17 protein-coding genes are annotated in these 16,546 nt (G+C 31.2%); all 17 read right to left on the reverse strand.

Annotated features, from left to right (window positions below):
* Window positions 1–209: 209 nt before the first annotated feature.
* The gene (locus OLM58_RS04185; RefSeq protein WP_264531324.1) at window positions 210–2,180 is read right to left on the reverse strand and encodes a polysaccharide biosynthesis protein; all 1,971 of its coding nucleotides are present in this window, start codon (window positions 2,178–2,180) and stop codon (window positions 210–212) included.
* Window positions 2,181–2,265: 85 nt separating this feature from the next.
* Complete coding sequence (gene rfbA, locus OLM58_RS04190) at window positions 2,266–3,150, reverse strand: glucose-1-phosphate thymidylyltransferase RfbA (RefSeq protein ID WP_264531325.1); 885 nt, start codon at window positions 3,148–3,150, stop codon at window positions 2,266–2,268.
* 71 nt (window positions 3,151–3,221) lie between these two features.
* Window positions 3,222–4,067 carry a dTDP-4-dehydrorhamnose reductase gene (gene rfbD, locus OLM58_RS04195; protein ID WP_264531326.1) on the reverse strand — a complete coding sequence of 282 codons (846 nt, stop codon included), beginning with the start codon at window positions 4,065–4,067 and terminating at the stop codon, window positions 3,222–3,224.
* Window positions 4,067–4,615 (reverse strand): dTDP-4-dehydrorhamnose 3,5-epimerase, encoded by a 549-nt coding sequence (rfbC, locus tag OLM58_RS04200; protein ID WP_264531327.1) that lies wholly within the window; start codon window positions 4,613–4,615, stop codon window positions 4,067–4,069. Before rfbC ends, rfbD begins: the two co-directional genes overlap by 1 nt.
* Window positions 4,616–4,640: 25 nt before the next feature.
* Window positions 4,641–5,783 (reverse strand): DegT/DnrJ/EryC1/StrS family aminotransferase, encoded by a 1,143-nt coding sequence (locus OLM58_RS04205; protein ID WP_264531328.1) that lies wholly within the window; start codon window positions 5,781–5,783, stop codon window positions 4,641–4,643.
* Window positions 5,776–6,201, reverse strand: a complete 426-nt coding sequence (locus OLM58_RS04210; protein WP_264531329.1) for an FdtA/QdtA family cupin domain-containing protein — start codon at window positions 6,199–6,201, stop codon at window positions 5,776–5,778. Before OLM58_RS04210 ends, OLM58_RS04205 begins: the two co-directional genes overlap by 8 nt.
* The gene (locus OLM58_RS04215) at window positions 6,198–7,163 is read right to left on the reverse strand and encodes an MraY family glycosyltransferase (RefSeq protein WP_264531330.1); all 966 of its coding nucleotides are present in this window, start codon (window positions 7,161–7,163) and stop codon (window positions 6,198–6,200) included. Before OLM58_RS04215 ends, OLM58_RS04210 begins: the two co-directional genes overlap by 4 nt.
* Window positions 7,163–8,062 carry an NAD-dependent epimerase/dehydratase family protein gene (locus OLM58_RS04220; protein WP_264531331.1) on the reverse strand — a complete coding sequence of 300 codons (900 nt, stop codon included), beginning with the start codon at window positions 8,060–8,062 and terminating at the stop codon, window positions 7,163–7,165. The genes OLM58_RS04215 and OLM58_RS04220 overlap by 1 nt, the downstream gene beginning before the upstream one ends.
* A 16-nt stretch (window positions 8,063–8,078) precedes the next feature.
* Window positions 8,079–9,233: a glycosyltransferase gene (locus OLM58_RS04225; RefSeq protein ID WP_264531332.1), complete on the reverse strand. Its 1,155-nt coding sequence runs from the start codon at window positions 9,231–9,233 to the stop codon at window positions 8,079–8,081.
* A gap of 20 nt (window positions 9,234–9,253) precedes the next feature.
* Window positions 9,254–10,123 (reverse strand): glycosyltransferase family 2 protein, encoded by an 870-nt coding sequence (locus OLM58_RS04230; RefSeq protein WP_264531333.1) that lies wholly within the window; start codon window positions 10,121–10,123, stop codon window positions 9,254–9,256.
* 7 nt (window positions 10,124–10,130) lie between these two features.
* A complete protein-coding gene (locus OLM58_RS04235) occupies window positions 10,131–11,024 on the reverse strand; it encodes a glycosyltransferase family 2 protein (RefSeq protein WP_264531334.1) in 894 nt (297 codons plus the stop codon).
* Window positions 11,025–11,053: 29 nt separating this feature from the next.
* A complete protein-coding gene (locus OLM58_RS04240; RefSeq protein WP_264531335.1) occupies window positions 11,054–12,175 on the reverse strand; it encodes a hypothetical protein in 1,122 nt (373 codons plus the stop codon).
* Window positions 12,176–12,207: 32 nt separating this feature from the next.
* Window positions 12,208–13,191: a UDP-glucuronic acid decarboxylase family protein gene (locus OLM58_RS04245; RefSeq protein ID WP_264531336.1), complete on the reverse strand. Its 984-nt coding sequence runs from the start codon at window positions 13,189–13,191 to the stop codon at window positions 12,208–12,210.
* A 49-nt stretch (window positions 13,192–13,240) separates the two neighbouring features.
* Entirely contained in the window at window positions 13,241–14,200 is a 960-nt protein-coding gene (locus OLM58_RS04250; RefSeq protein WP_264531337.1) for a glycosyltransferase, read from the reverse strand.
* Entirely contained in the window at window positions 14,193–15,341 is a 1,149-nt protein-coding gene (locus tag OLM58_RS04255) for an NAD-dependent epimerase/dehydratase family protein (RefSeq protein WP_264531338.1), read from the reverse strand. Before OLM58_RS04255 ends, OLM58_RS04250 begins: the two co-directional genes overlap by 8 nt.
* Window positions 15,326–15,901, reverse strand: a complete 576-nt coding sequence (locus OLM58_RS04260) for an acyltransferase (RefSeq protein ID WP_319802363.1) — start codon at window positions 15,899–15,901, stop codon at window positions 15,326–15,328. The genes OLM58_RS04255 and OLM58_RS04260 overlap by 16 nt, the downstream gene beginning before the upstream one ends.
* Window positions 15,891–16,523: a CatB-related O-acetyltransferase gene (locus OLM58_RS04265; RefSeq protein ID WP_264531339.1), complete on the reverse strand. Its 633-nt coding sequence runs from the start codon at window positions 16,521–16,523 to the stop codon at window positions 15,891–15,893. Before OLM58_RS04265 ends, OLM58_RS04260 begins: the two co-directional genes overlap by 11 nt.
* Between the last annotated feature and the right edge of the window lie 23 nt (window positions 16,524–16,546).

Below are 16,546 nucleotides of genomic sequence, written 5' to 3' on the forward strand. Positions count from 1 at the left end.
TTATTATTTTATCAGGAACAATCTACAACTATATCATTGATAAAGCTATTCCTTAAAATTTATTCATTTTTTTAACTGCAAATAATTACTCCAGTTTTTAATTAATAGGATTTTTATGCGCTAAAAATCATTTTAAAAGCAAAAAAGGTGCTTTCTAAAGAAACACCTTTTATATTATAGAATCAAAACTTAATTCAAACATTGCGAAATTACTTATCCAGAACTTCAAAAGTAGAATTCATACTTTTAAATTCAGGAACAATTTTTTTCATTTTGGCTACAATATCTTCATTATCGTAAAAATCAGCTATTCCAATAAGTTCATCAATCTCGATATGTAAATTCTCATACTCGTCCTGAATTTCCTGTGCGATCATAATTTTATTGTGATACGTTGGTAAAGTTTTAGAAGTATCGTTTAACAACTCTTCATAAAGCTTCTCTCCGGGTCTAAGACCAACAACTTTAATCTTTATTTCTTTATCAGGAATAAAACCGGCAAGCTTAATCATTTTCTTAGCCAAATCGATAATCTTTACAGGTTTACCCATATCGAAAATATAAATCTCTCCTCCGTTCCCCATTGCCCCAGCTTCCAGAACTAACTGGCAAGCTTCCGGAATAGTCATAAAATAGCGAATAATATCCTGATGGGTTATAGTTACGGGACCGCCTTCTGCAATCTGTTTCGTAAACAAAGGAACTACTGATCCATTTGAACCTAAAACGTTTCCGAAACGTGTTGTGATGAATTTAGTATTACTCTCTCCACCATTCTCTCTCTGATTTTTTAAAAATAAAGATTGAACGTATTTTTCAGCAATTCGTTTACTTGCTCCCATCACATTACTAGGATTCACAGCTTTATCTGTCGAAACCATAACAAATTTTTTAACATGGTACTTACAGGATAAGTCTGCTAAATTTTTAGTTCCTTTAATATTCGTATGAATAGCCTGTGCCGGATTTTCTTCCATTAATGGAACATGTTTATATGCCGCAGCGTGAAAAACAACATGGGGATTATAGTTTTTGAAAACTTTTTCCAATGCTTTCTTACTTCTTACATCAGCAATTACGGCAATAATTTTTGATTCGGAACCAAATGTTGCGGTTTCCAAACACAAATTATGAAGCGGCGTTTCGGCATGATCCAAAATAACAACCATTTTAGGATTAAAACCAAGAACCTGTCTAACAATTTCACTTCCTATAGATCCCGCTGCACCAGTAATAAGAACTGTTTTGTCTTTTAACTGTTTTGAGATTGATTTACTGTCCAGAACAATAGGTTTTCTTTCTAATAAATCTTCAATCTGAATATTTTTTACTTTTTGAGAAATCTCTTTTTGATTCTCCCAATCCGAAATCAACGGAACGGTATATACTCTGTAATTAAACTCTAAACACTGGTCTACAATAATTAATTGTTCGTCTTTAGACAAACTTTTATCAGCAATAATAACACCTTCTGCAGCTACGGAACGCATTAAAGCCGGTAATTTTTTCCTTAAAATCAGAATAGGCAGATCCAACATTCGCTTAGATGCATTCTGATTGTTTTTGTCGACAAATCCAACAATTTTAAATCTCGAAGGAGTTTCAAACTTCAACGCATTGGCAACAGAAATTGCATTGGCATCTGTTCCATAAATTACAGTTCGGATTAACTTTGTGGTTGTTTTTTCAGAGAAATACAATTCAAATGTCTGTTTTACGATCACACGATATAAAAACAATCCACAGAATGACAATACCAAATTAATAAAAAGAGCAGTGTTTAAAAATGCTTTATGTCCTGTATATAGTTCAAAAACTAAATTAAAAAACAAGAAAAACACCAAAACTGACATTTGAGAAAACAACAATTTTATAGCATCTATATAAGATGAATGCCTTATAATACCTGAATATGTCCTAAACAACCAAAAGAAAAAAATATTGATACAAATTAGACTCGAGACAAAGAAAGACTGATGGGAAGTAATAATATATCCCAATGCTGTTCCTTCAAACAGCATATAGGTAAAAGTAAACGAGAAGATCAAAACCATTATATCAATGGCAATAATGATCCACCTAGGCAAATAACTTAGGTTATTAATACTAGCTCGCAAGTTTCTTGGTGAGAAAGAATTATGCAATATAGAAGCTATTTTGGTTGATTTATCAGTATCCAATTCTGGTTCCGTTTGATTTTGTAAACTTTGTATAACTTACAAAAGTACAAATTAAAGGTTTTAAACAATCATTCCTTTATATAAATTAGATTTTAACACCTTTTTTCTTTTGTCTTAAGAATTCTAATAAATATGTTCCATATCCTGATTTCACTAAAGGTAATGCAAGTTCCTCTAATTGAGCATCATTAATAAACCCTTGTCGCCAAGCAATTTCTTCAATACAGCCTACTTTTAAACCTTGTCTTTCTTCTAAAACCTGAACAAATTGACCAGCCTGCATCAAACTATTGAAAGTCCCTGTATCTAACCAAGCTGTTCCTCTACTTAAAATACCAACTTTTAATTTTCCTTTTTCAAGATAAACTTTATTCACGTCAGTAATTTCGTATTCACCACGTGCGCTAGGTTCAATATTCTTAGCAATCTCTACAACCGAATTATCATAAAAATATAATCCAGGAACTGCATAATTTGATTTTGGCTCCAAAGGTTTTTCTTCAATAGAAACAGCCTTCTTATTCTCATCAAACTCAACTACTCCATATCTTTCAGGGTCAGAAACATGATAGGCAAAAACAACGCCTCCTTCAGGATCTGCATTATCTTTTAATAACTGCTGCATATTTGTTCCAAAAAAGATATTATCTCCAAGAACTAATGCCACTTTATCGTTTCCAATAAAATCTTCTCCAATTACAAAAGCTTGTGCCAAGCCATTTGGATTAGGCTGTTCTGCATAACTAAATCTGCAACCAATGGCACTTCCGTCACCTAAGAGCTTTTTAAAATTTGGCAAATCATGAGGCGTCGAAATTATCAAAATTTCATTAATTCCAGCCATCATCAATGTTGACAAAGGATAATAGATCATTGGTTTATCGTAAACAGGCATCATCTGCTTGCTCATGGCAAGTGTTAAAGGATGCAAACGGGTTCCGGAGCCTCCTGCTAATATAATTCCTTTCATAAATCTTAATTTTAGATTTTAGATTTTAGATTCTGATTACTCAAAACGCCTAAAATTCTAATGTTAAATTTTTAGACAAACATTTTTTTTAAACTTTCCTTATAATTTGGTACATCTAAATTATAAAGAGTTTTTATTTTTTCTTTATTCAACAATGAAAAACTTGGACGTTTTGCAGGAGTTGGGTAAGATGACGATGGAATCCCTCCTACTTTACAGTTATAAGCACCAAATTCTTTAATACTTAACGCAAATTCGTACCAGCTAATTTCTCCTTCATTTGAATAATTATAAATTCCCGGAATCCATTTTGAAGATTCAAGAATATTTATCATTGCCTGAGCTAAATCTGCAGCATAAGTTGGTGAGCCAACCTGATCATTGACCACGTTAATCTCTTCTCTTTCCTGCATTAAACGCTGCATGGTTTTAACAAAGTTATTTCCAAATTTGCTATAAACCCAAGAAGTTCTAATTACAATTGAATTAGGGCATTCTTTTATGCAATAATATTCTCCGGCTAATTTACTCTCTCCATAAACATTTATCGGATTCGTTTCTGCCTCTTCATTCAAAGCAATAGATGAAGTTCCATCAAATACATAATCAGTAGACACGTGAATTAACTGTGTACTATTCTCCTTTGCATATTTTGCTATTAACTTTACTGCTTCACAGTTTACAGCAAATGCCAACTCTTTTTCATTTTCGGCTTTATCTACTGCTGTATAAGCACCGCAATTAAATATAACATCTGGACTAATTTCATTTAGTTGAGACTGCAATAATTCTAGATTATCTAAAGTCACTTTTGTTCGGTCTGCAAATACCCATTCATATTGAGAATAAGATGTAGATAAAACTAAAAGCTCAGACCCTAATTGTCCTGTTGCACCAGTTACAAGAATCTTTTTCATTAAAATAAACTATTACAATTTTCAATAAAAGGAAGAATTTGATCTTTTTCAGAAACAATGGCTTCTTTTAAATCCATTCCCCAATCAATATTTAAAGAAGGGTCGTCAAATTTAATTCCGCCTTCAGAAGCTTTATTATAAAATTGATCACATTTATACATTACTGACGCTGTTTCGCTGACAACTGAAAATCCGTGAGCAAATCCTTGAGGTACTAATAATTGTTTTTTATTCTCTGCTGACAATAAAATGCTAAACGATTTCCCAAAAGTTGGAGAATCTTTTCTTAAATCTACAGCGACATCAATAATTTCACCTTCCAAAACACGAACCAATTTTGTTTGAGCAAACGGAGGGTTCTGATAATGTAAACCTCTCAAAGTTCCTTTTTTAGAAAAGGACTGATTGTCCTGAACGAACTCAATGTCAATTCCCAAGTCCTCGAATTTAGTTTTACTATAAGATTCAAAAAAGTAACCTCGTTCATCTCCAAAAATGGTCGGTTCTACAATCACTAAATCTTTTATAAACGTTTCCTCTATTTTCATTTTATATTATATACTTTAAACTAAATTAATATTTAAAAAAAGTAGTAATCACTTCCTCAATTCTATTTTTATTTTCATTTGTAAGATTCGATCCTGAAGGCAAACATAATCCTTTTTCAAACAAATCTTCTGCAATTCTACTTCCATAATATGGGTACTTTTCAAAAATAGGCTGTAAATGCATGGGCTTCCAAAGTGGACGGCTTTCAATATTTTCTTTTTCAAAAACCAATCGCAAACTCTCTCTGTCTATATTACTATCTATATCTGGCTCAATCAAAATGGTATTTAACCAATAATTTGATAAATAATCTTCATCATGAACTTCGAAAAGTTCAATATTATCAATTGAGCTAAAGATATTTTTATAAAAGTTATGATTTATAACTTTTGATTCAATATTTGCCTCCAAACTTTTCATTTGCCCTAGACCAATACCAGCACAAATATTACTCATTCTATAATTGTAGCCTATCTTGCTATGCTGATAATGAACCGCTTTGTCTTTTGACTGAGTTGCATAAAAAATGGCTTGTTCTTTTGTCTCTTTGGAATTAGAAATTAATGCCCCTCCGTTTGAAGTAGTAATAATTTTGTTACCATTAAAAGATAAAACTCCAAAACTTCCAAAACTTCCACATTTCTTTCCTTTGTAAGAACTACCAAGGGCTTCAGCACTATCTTCTATAACAGGTATTTCATAACGATCAGCAACAGCATGAACTTCATCAACTTTATAAGGGGTACCATATAAATGTACTGCAATTATAGCCTTTGGCTTCTTTCCTCTTTTTATACGATCATTTATGGCATTTTCTAAACTCTCGGGACAAATATTCCAGGTATCACTTTCACTATCAATAAAAACAGGTTTTGCACCTTGATATAAGATAGGATTAGCTGATGCCGAAAATGTCATGGTCTGGCAAATTACCTCATCATCTGATTTAACTCCTAATAAAATCAATGCCAAATGAATTGCCGACGTCCCTGAGTTTAATGCTGCAACAAACGATTCATTTTTATAATAATTTTCAAGTTTATACTCGAATTCTTCAACATTAGGTCCTCCGGAAGTTATCCAATTTGTCTGTAATGCTTTTTGAATATATTCATTCTCAAAGCCTGTCTGTTGTGATAATGATAAATAAATCCTCTCTTTATCCATCTATTGACCAATAATTCGAAGGATAACGAACATCGTCCTCACTTACACCAGATAGTGGTAAACTGGCAAAAGACATTAGTTTTGAACCTGCTTCTAAGGATTCGATAGCATTTGCGTAACCTGCTGGGATATGAACTATTTTACTATCAGATTCAGAGACAAAAACGGTCTCAATTAATAAATCTTTAGAAGGATTCTCCCAGTTATCAATTTTAATAAAATGAATATTGAAAGATCCATTTAGGCAATAAAAATTTTTAGAATCTAATTTATGTCCTTGCCAGGCACGAATTGGATTTTCAGAGGAATTACTAATGATGTAAAATCTCTCTATACCTACAAAACTAAAATCATTTACATATGAAATAGTTCCGCGATGATCTGAAAAACTACCGCCTTCAATTATCTTTGGAATCATATAGTAGCTTTCAAATTACTTTTACTCAACAAGTAAAATTTCAAAGTATATATCAGAAGTAGTGGTACAATTATAATCACAAATAAAACTACATCTTCTACTTTTTGGTATAAACCAATAACCAAAGCAGAAACTAGTAATTGAGTAACCGCATAAATTGCAGCAACAATTCTATGCTGAACCTTATATTCGTTACTCAAAACCTGATACAAATGCAAACGATGTGCTTCAAATATATTTTGCTTTAAATACAATCTATGCAAAATTGTACAGATAGCATCAACTCCATAAACAGCTAAAAAAAGAAGCCAAATAACTGAACTTGTGCTTAGAATAAGCTTTAATACTAAATAAATTACCCAGAATGCTATTGCAATACTTCCTACATCACCTGCGAAGCATTTTGCTTTCTTTCTATAATTAAAAAATAAAAAAACTAAACTCGCTATTATTGCATATTTTATAAAAGTTGCATCTGTAAAAAGCTGAACCTTCGTATTTACATACAATAGTGCTCCCATTACAGATAAAGTATAAAGTCCGGTTATCCCGTTTATACCATCCATAAAATTATAAGCATTAATTAGCCCTATGGATAAAATATAAGCTATTATGATTCCAAAAGGATGAACAGAACTAAAAAGCCCAATTTCGAGAAAAATTAAAGTTATTGCTAAAAATTGAACAGATATTCTAATTTTATTTGATAAACTCTGAATATCATCCCAAAAGCTAACTAAACTAACCAAGGTAATTCCGACAAAGAAAGAGTAATTATTATTAACATTCTGAACAAAATAAAGCAGAGCAGAAAACCAAAAAATAATCCCACCTCCTCGCAATGTTATTTCTGTATGAGAACTTCTTTGATTAGGCTTGTCAATTATATTAAAACGATCTGCAACTTTGAAATAAAGTAGCATTATGATCATTAAAAGAATTCCCAGAATTGTATATTCCATTATTTACTTATAAAACTTTTTATTGTTTTTTGTAATCCCTGTTCAGCTGAAACAGGAAGTTTCTCAATTCCAATAGCTGATTTAATTTTTTCATTTGAAACCATATAGTTTTCCGTTAATTTCTGAATAGTTTCTGAATTTAAAGGAAAATTAATGATGTCTCCAATTTTAGCAATTCCATTTATAATTGGTTTTGGAATTGAAATCGATCTATTGTTTCTTTTTAAAGTCAAAGATATAATTTTAACCAAATCATTTGTAGATACAACATCATCATCCGCAAAATTGTAAATTCCAGAAGCAATATTTCTATTTTCTAAGATTTCTTTGATCATATAGTTAAGGTTATCAATACCAAGAAACGATCTCTTATTTTCAAAAGCCGCTAAAGGATATGGAATTCCTTTTTTTACCACACTATAAAGTAAATTTAAATTCCCCTTATTTCCCGGACCGTGAATCATACAGGGTCTAATAATAAAGACCCTTTTATTCATTGGAATTTCTTTAGATAAAATATACTCTTCCGCTAGTAACTTAGATTTACCATAGGGTGTTATTGGGTTTCCGACAACCTCTTCATTTAAAACATTAGAAACCTCATCAGCAACAGCTTTTACACTACTGAAATAAATAAAATCTTGAACTTCACTTTGTAGAAAAGCATCAAACAAATCTTTAGTTAAATCTGTATTAATTTTAAAATACTCCGAAGTATCACTAGTTTTTTTAGTATCATGAGCTTTACCTGCCAGATGTATAATTACATCTCCTGCCAAAGATCCCTTCCAAGTCGAATTTCTTAAAGAAATGGAATCTACTTTATGTGAATTTTCACTTAAATAATGAGAAAGGTTTTGTCCAACAAAACCGGAAGCTCCGGTAACAATAATTTTCATTATAACTTAGTATAAATTATTTCAGTAAAGATTTATAAAATTCATTTTGAAATGAATAGATCGCATCAGCAGAAAAATATTTTATAACCCTCTCTCTTGCATTTATCTTTAATTCGTTTAAATATTCTTTGTCCTTATACAGCATAATCATTGCTTCAGAGAATTTATCGGTATCTTTCAACGGAACCAACAAACCTGAATATTTATTTTCAATCGAGTCTGATAAACCAACAATATCAAATCCGATCGATGGAACCTCAAGTGCCGCCGCTTCAATTACAATTGTTCCAAATCCTTCACTGCTACTTGGCAAACATAAAACATCACTAATTGCGAGATATTTTTCATGATTTTTCACAATACCTAAACTTATAATTTTATTAGATATTTGCTTATTCTCTGCTAATAAACCATCCAAATAACCATCTGACTCATCAGGACCTATAAAAAGCAGTTTCACATTTGGTAAATATGCAACTTTTGCAAAACTTTCGATTAACTCTTTTATCCCTTTTACAATCGATTTTCTTGCCAAAAACACATAGACAAAATCATTTTCATCAATTCCTAATTCAGACCGCAGGACATTTTTTTCTTTAACAATATCCAGATCAAATACATCTAAATTAACTCCCGATAAAGACCCTTTTCCTAAATACTGTATAGGAGCCCCTTTAACTAAAAATCCATTTTCAGCCAAAAAATTAGATTGTGATTGACTATCTGTAAGACATATAGTCGCCACTTTAAAAATTAATTTATCAATTAATCTATAAAATTTTCTGGAAAAACCTTTCTTTGTTGCCCATACTTGCCCGGTAAAGGTGTGAATTCTAATAGGAACAAAGGAAAACAACCCGGCTATAGGTGACAATAAACCTGCTTTTGGCATTATTGAATGAATTATTTCAGGTCTTATCCTAATGCAAATAAAAACTAACTTTAGCAACGCTTTAATATCGTAAAAGACAGAAGTCTTTCTTACTATCTCATTATCTATAAACGTTACATATGGATATTGATCTTTGTATCGGCTTACTCCATTTCCAACAATAAACAATTCATAATCATTCTTCGATCTTTCAATAAAATTACCCAAATGCCATGGAACTACCTCGGCTTGCGTAACGACTCTTAATAATTTAATCTTTCGATTAAAATTATTCTTCATATTATAGATATTTTTAGTTTTTATTGTATTAACGAATTTTTTATTTGACTTGTTATTTTCATTAACTCGTTTTTTTCTTCATTTGTAAGTGAATTATTCCTTCTTCTTGTAATATAATCATGAATATTTAAAAATCCAGCTAATTTTATAATGAACGTTTTTAAATATGTTTTCAAAAGTTCTTTCTTAAGCTCCTTTTTTGAAAAAATTTCAGGACCATAGACTTTCAAAATTTCTCTGACAGTTTTAACACTTTGCACATAATTTCGAACATTCACTTTCCCTTCTCTTACAATATACAGGGGCTCTTTTACTCTTTCAAATTTAGAATATTTATAAGTTCTCAGCCACAATTCTCTATCTTCGGCACGAACATATACTTCATCGTATTTATTTTTTATAAACCACTCTTTTTTCCCAATAATACTAGCGTGTAAAAGCATCGCATTGTTGATAATAAATTTTTCATCATATTGAATTGGAACCAGCCCTCTAATTCCCAAAGGCATACCAACTTCATCTATTGAATATGCTCCTGTATCAACCAAATCAACGTCCGGATTTAACAAAAACATCTTCATTTGCTTCTCAATACGTTCGGGATGCATCAAATCATCTCCATCCATTCTGGCAATGTATTCTCCACTCACTAAAGATACCGCTTGATTTAGTCTAAAGACTAAACCCCGATTACTTCCATCATTAACTACCTTAACTCTTTTATCTTTAATACTATTTGCGATTTCTAAACTTTTATCTTTAGAACCGTCATTCAATAATATAAGTTCCCAATTTTGATATGTTTGAATAAATACAGACTTAACTGCATCTAGTAAAGTAGTTTCATTATTATAAAAAGGAATTACTATACTTACTAAAGGTTCGTTCATGAGCATTTTATTTTATTACTTTTTTAATCCCTTTTAGCAGCATATTTATTGATCGCATTTTTATGGGAATTGATCCGTAAGAAAGAGACTTTAATAATGATCCGAAAGCTCTCTTAGGTTCTGAATTATTAACCAATATCCAACCTGTCTGGTAATTTAGAGCTGCTATTATCTTACTCTTAAAATGGGCATTATCACTTTGTTCTATAAATTCCGAGTAAAGTGCCTTAAATCTGTCGATTTGTCTTTGGTCGTGCAGTGTTAAATTATCGTCTCCTATAAAATAAAAGCCTAAAGCTTTTGGAAGATACCTGAAGCGAGCCTTTAATTTGGCAACCCTTATCCATAAATGGTAATCCTCAAGACCAATTATAGCTTTATTAGTGCTAAATCCCTTTGCTTCCAACAGAAATGATTTTCGTATAAATGTAGATGACGTTGGAATTGCATTGAGATTACAAAGTAAATCCTTATAGGGATTTTTTTCTTTTAAAATTCTGGAAGTATTGATTCTAATAACCTTTCCATTTTGAATTACATTTAGATCATGATATAAAAAATCAAATTCATCTAAATTTAATTTAGAAAGAAACTCTAATCTGTTTTCCGTATACCAATCATCAGAATCTAGAAAACAAATCCAATCTGCCTGCGAATTCTCGATTCCGATATTTCTTGGACCTGCAGGTCCTCCAGTATTTTCATTATAAAAATATTTCAAGGATAAATTATCCCGAAAACTTTCTACTATATCTTTTGTATGATCTGTCGAACCATCATCACAAACTAAAACTTCAAAATTTTTATATGTTTGATTTGCAAGAGAATTTAAACATCTTTTTAAATCATCTGCCCTATTGTGCGTGGGGATTACAATTGTAAATAAATACTGACTATCCATTAAGTTTGTTAAATCTTTTTTTTATTAAATTAAATACTTTTTAACATTTCATTATTTTTAAACTTTGTAGACATAAAATATCCCGCCAATAACTGTCCTGGTAAAGAATAAATCGCTCCATAATGAATTGCTCCAATTAAAAAAACCAAAATTGGGATATAATTGTAACGATTAGTTTTAAATATAAAAATGAAAATAGTAACATAAAGTCCTATATATCCTGTACATTCAAATAAATTAAGCCAGGCAAAATCACTCCAAATTACTAAGTCTTTAGCGTCTTCAAATATACGTCCAATGTAAAATTGATTAGGTGCTGATTTCAAAACAGATATAACTTCTTCTATTTGTGTTGCTTTAAAATCATACAAAAATTCGAGATAGAATGCTGAAATTTTATCTAATCCATCAAGAGAGCCTATATCAAGTATAAAAATTATGTAGTATATTAAGAATATTGCACTCAAGGAAAAGATGGCCGATATTTTATTTTTAAACGGACCTATCTTGTAAACCAAGAACATTAATAACAATGCATATCCTGTTCCCGATCCCAAAATAATTACAGTAAAAATACTAAGAAACAAGAGCTTATTTGATTTATCAATATTCTTATCTTTAGAAAATCCAAATACATAAAAAATCAACACCATAACTAAAGTGCTCGTTATGGTTGAACTTGTTCCAATACTATAAGGTCTTTGATAAAAACCTAAAATTTTTGTTTCTGCCAAAAAATCACCTAATCCGTCTTTTGGATAATTTGGCAAATATTGAACTGGTAAAATGGTATTGATTAAAAAAGCTTCTAAAATGATAACGAAGCAAAGTAACCATAATAATTTATCAAGTTTTAATGATGTTTTTATATTATTAAAAAAGAGATAAAAAACATAGAATCCAAAGTAATATCTAAACAGAACTGTACATGCTTTCAAATCAGATTGTTGAGTTTTCAATGAAAACCACAAAACTATTATTGCTAAAAAAAACAAATCCTGAATTTTAAACTTAAAACTCGTTATTTTAAAAAGTAAATAGCCGATAGCCAATATGTATGCCGGTACACTTGTACCTAATAATGGAAGCAAAAATAATGAATATAAAAAATATTCATTCAAATTTTGTTTTGTAAAAATTATATCTCTCAACTTTATTAGTGCCCTAGTATATTTTATTAAAATTAAACTTTAGAAAATTCCTTATTCTTTTTTGTAGCTTCTAACTGCTCTTCAGTAAAATTTTTAAAATATTCGTAGGTAATCTTTAATCCTTCCTGACGAGATACCTTTGGATACCAATTTAAAAGTTCTCTCGCTTTAGTAATATCCGGCTTCCTTTGCTTAGGGTCATCTTGCGGAAGTGGATTGTAAATTATTTGCTGGGAAGTCCCTGTCAACTTTATGATTTCTTCAGCAAAATCACGGATTGTAATTTCGTCAGGATTTCCAATATTCACCGGATATACATAATCAGACATAAGTAATCTATAAATCCCTTCTACTAAATCATCCACATAACAAAACGCTCGCGTTTGCGAACCATCCCCAAAAATAGTAAGGTCTTCACCTCTTAATGCCTGTCCAATAAACGCAGGTAAAACTCTGCCATCGTTAAGCCTCATCCTTGGTCCATATGTATTAAAGATTCGTACAATTCTGGTTTCTATACCATGAAATGTATGATAAGCCATTGTTATTGCTTCTTGAAATCTTTTAGCTTCATCATAAACACTTCTTGGCCCAACGGGATTTACATTACCCCAATAATCTTCTGGCTGTGGATGTATTGTAGGATCCCCATAAACCTCCGAAGTAGAAGCTATTAAAAATCTTGCTTTTTTCTCTTTAGCTAACCCTAATAAATTATGGGTTCCTAGTGATCCCACCTTTAAAGTCTGAATCGGAATTTTCAAATAATCGATTGGGCTAGCCGGGGAAGCAAAATGGAGAATGTAATCTAATTCACCGCTTACATGCACAAACTTAGACACATCATGATTGTAAAACTCAAAATTATTGGAAGAAAATAGATGTTCTATATTCTTTAAATCTCCCGTAATCAGATTATCCATTCCAATGACACTATATCCCTCTGCAATAAAACGATCACATAAATGTGACCCTAAAAAACCTGCCGCTCCAGTAATTAAAATTCTTTTATTCATTAACATTTATATTTTGATTTAAAACCATAAGATTTTATCTTAAGCTTTATTATTTTTTATTCAAATAAACACTGACATGTTTTTTAGCTCCAAGAAATAAATAATAAAGGTTATTCTTTTCTATTTTTTTTATTTCTTCCCGAACCACAGAAAAACATTCATACCAAGTTTTTTTATTCTCTAAATAATATGAAAACCAGACAGCACCAGCTCCCATTTTGAGTTTGTTTATTTGAGATGATGTTAAATTATTTTTTGAAATATGATTGTAAAACATTTTAAATATTTCGATAATCTGTGTCTTCATTTTGACACTACTTCTAATTGTAGTAGCATGTTGTCTAAAATAATTCAGAGGCTCAGATACGTATACGAAATCAGTCACTTCAGTCATGTCTAGCCAAAACTCCCAATCAGCGACCACTAGATAACTCGTAGATAAACCATTCACTTTTAAGAATAATTCCCGCTTGATTAAAGCTGCACTTAAATTAGGAATGACACATGAAAAAGAGAGGAATTCCTTCATCTTTTCACCAGAAACTAAACTTGTTTTATCTACCGCTTTCTTAAAACTTTTTTCTCTTCCAACAAAGTCATCAGAGAAAGAAATTCCTTTTTCATCTACAAGTTTACTCTTTGAAAAAACAACACCGGCAGAAGGATATTCTTTAAATTTTTCAATTAGTGTCTGAATTTGATGGGCTTCTGCAAAATCATCGCATTGTGCAAATAAAATATATTCCCCGTTTGCAAAAGATGCTCCATAATTACTCGCTTTTACATAACTTCCTGAATTTTCTGTTTGAAGTTTAAGATTTATATTGGAATGATGTACATATTCTTTTAAAATCTCTTGACTCCCATCTGTAGAACAGTCATCTACAATTATTATCTCCAGATTTGAATAAGTTTGTTTAACCAGACTATCCAACGCCTGTTTTAGATATTCTTTGTGATTGTAACTGGTAAAAACAATGCTTACCAAAGGCATATTCAAATTATCCATTTAGTAATCCTTTTTCTTTTAATTCTCCTAAAGATCTTTTATAATCTGTAGTATCTTTCGGGATATCATTCTGTTCTAATGCCCAGTCTATAAAACTATGCAGGCCTTCCTTAAAACTCCATTTTGGCTCGAAACCAGTAATCTCATTTATTAGTCTCAGATCGGCAAAATTATGACGGATGTCTCCCTCTCTAAAAGCTCCAGATATTTTTATTTCGGATTTACTTTTTAGGTAAGTAACTATTTCATTTGCAACTTCAATAACATTTATTGGTATACCACTTCCTACATTTAATATATGCTGCCCTTTTTCTTCTAATTTCAAACAGCGAATAGTCGCATCAACAACATCTTGAATATGAACAAAATCTCTACTTTCTAAACCATCTTCAAAGATATTTATATCCTCATCTTGCAAAGCTAAACGAGTGAAAATAGATAAGATCCCCGTATAAGGATTTTTTAAAGACTGACCTGGTCCGTAAACATTTTGATACCTTAATGCATAACCATTTATATTTTTCAATTTTGCTGCCAAAATAATCATTTGCTCCTGAACCTGCTTCGTTATGCCATAAAAAGAGGATGGATGAATTTTAGAAGATTCATCGGTTGCTTCCAAATTCAAATTATTCTTTCCAGAGACCGGACAACAAACTTCGAAACTCTCTTTTACATTTTGAAATGTTCTCGAATTAGGATATACAACTCCATAATCTGGAGAAATATATTTTCCCTCCCCATATATAGAACGAGATGAAGCCACTATAACTGATTGTAAATCATGAGATTCATTTATAATATAATCGCATAAATCTGCGGTAGCTTGTATGTTTACATTCGTATAGTGTGAAACAGCATACATCGATTGTCCTGTACCGGTTTCTGCCGCATAATGAATAACAGCATCCTGTCCTTTTAAAGCGTTGAAAAGTACCGTCCTATCAGAAACATCTCCCACAATTAATCTTACTTTATCCTTCAAATCGGCTGATAATTCATTCTTCTCCCCATGAATCTGCGGAAGAAAATTATCTAAAATTGTAATTTCATATCCGTCATTTATTAAAATTCTAGCAACATTCGAGCCTATAAAACCTGCTCCTCCAGTAATTAAAACTTTTTTTATACTTTTTCCCATTTTTGTAATGTTATATTATATCTTTTTATAATTTTTGCCGGCGATCCCACAGCTACACAATAATCGGGTATGTCTTTGGTAACTACTGAATTTGCTCCTATAACGCAATTTTTACCAATATTAGCTCCTATAATACATACATTTTCACCTATCCATGTCCCATCACCAATTTTTAATTTTGGTAATTGTTTAATACCCTGATTCATGATTGGCAAATTAATATCTTCATATTGATGAAGATTATCAGAAATATAAACTTTATCGGCAGTTAGAACATTTTTTCCTAAAATAATTTCTCCAGTAGCATATATATGATTAAAATGTCCTATTATACTTCCTTCTCCAATTACCAGATTGCATTTTGATTCGGACGTTAGTGGCACAGCCGCTATCCATGTCATTTTCTGAATAATTACATTTTTCTCAATCGAAATATTCTCTCTCCCATCTACTCTCAGTAATCTTTGAATAATGGCTGTAGAAGAGAGAAGCTTATACTTTCTATTATTGAGAAGATAAAAGCCCTTTCTGTATAAATAATTAAACACTCTATTTATCATCTTTTAAATAGGCTTTAAAAATTTCAGTATCCAACATTAAATCGGCATTGTTTTCAAACCATTCCTCCGAGTAGTTCCACCATTCACTCTTTTCGAAAAGTTCGATCGTCTCCCGATCAAATCTATATTTAATATGCTTTGCAGGTACACCTCCAACTATAGAATATGGCTCTACGTCTCTAACGACTACTGCTCCTGACGCGACAATGGCCCCATTCCCAATTTTTACACCATCAAGAACTATTGCCTTTTCTCCAATCCATACATCATTACTAATAAAAACTTTCTTAAAGTTTACTATGTTAACTTTTTTAGCAAAAACTTTAGGTAAAGGTGTTGATTTATCAACTAAAGCCGGATGTGTTGTAACTTTACTGAAATCATGAATACCTGGTGCTATAGATACATTACTTGCGATTGAACAAAATTTTCCAATCTCACAATTAAAAATCCGGCTTCCCATTTGTATATATGAGTAGGAATCAATTTTAGAATTATAAATACGAACATTGTCAAAAACAACGACAAATTTTCCAAAAGTACTTTTTAGAATTTCTGAAGAAGAAGAAAATTTACAGGAAGCATTCCCTGCCATCTGTTTCGACAGTTCTATTCGTTTCAAGATTAGCAAACCGAAATCTAAAA

This window comes from Flavobacterium sp. N502540, from assembly GCF_025947365.1.
Lineage (GTDB): Bacteria > Bacteroidota > Bacteroidia > Flavobacteriales > Flavobacteriaceae > Flavobacterium.

Bases quoted from the DNA above. Each gene is read 5' to 3' on its own strand.
- rfbA (WP_264531325.1), bottom strand. From the start codon at position 3,150: ATGAAAGGAATTATATTAGCAGGAGGCTCCGGAACCCGTTTGCATCCT.
- rfbD (WP_264531326.1), bottom strand. From the start codon at position 4,067: ATGAAAAAGATTCTTGTAACTGGTGCAACAGGACAATTAGGGTCTGAG.
- rfbC (WP_264531327.1), bottom strand. From the start codon at position 4,615: ATGAAAATAGAGGAAACGTTTATAAAAGATTTAGTGATTGTAGAACCG.
- OLM58_RS04205 (WP_264531328.1), bottom strand. From the start codon at position 5,783: ATGGATAAAGAGAGGATTTATTTATCATTATCACAACAGACAGGCTTT.
- OLM58_RS04210 (WP_264531329.1), bottom strand. From the start codon at position 6,201: ATGATTCCAAAGATAATTGAAGGCGGTAGTTTTTCAGATCATCGCGGA.
- OLM58_RS04215 (WP_264531330.1), bottom strand. From the start codon at position 7,163: ATGGAATATACAATTCTGGGAATTCTTTTAATGATCATAATGCTACTT.
- OLM58_RS04220 (WP_264531331.1), bottom strand. From the start codon at position 8,062: ATGAAAATTATTGTTACCGGAGCTTCCGGTTTTGTTGGACAAAACCTT.
- OLM58_RS04225 (WP_264531332.1), bottom strand. From the start codon at position 9,233: ATGAAGAATAATTTTAATCGAAAGATTAAATTATTAAGAGTCGTTACG.
- OLM58_RS04230 (WP_264531333.1), bottom strand. From the start codon at position 10,123: ATGAACGAACCTTTAGTAAGTATAGTAATTCCTTTTTATAATAATGAA.
- OLM58_RS04235 (WP_264531334.1), bottom strand. From the start codon at position 11,024: ATGGATAGTCAGTATTTATTTACAATTGTAATCCCCACGCACAATAGG.
- OLM58_RS04245 (WP_264531336.1), bottom strand. From the start codon at position 13,191: ATGAATAAAAGAATTTTAATTACTGGAGCGGCAGGTTTTTTAGGGTCA.
- OLM58_RS04250 (WP_264531337.1), bottom strand. From the start codon at position 14,200: ATGGATAATTTGAATATGCCTTTGGTAAGCATTGTTTTTACCAGTTAC.
- OLM58_RS04255 (WP_264531338.1), bottom strand. From the start codon at position 15,341: ATGGGAAAAAGTATAAAAAAAGTTTTAATTACTGGAGGAGCAGGTTTT.
- OLM58_RS04260 (WP_319802363.1), bottom strand. From the start codon at position 15,901: ATGATAAATAGAGTGTTTAATTATTTATACAGAAAGGGCTTTTATCTT.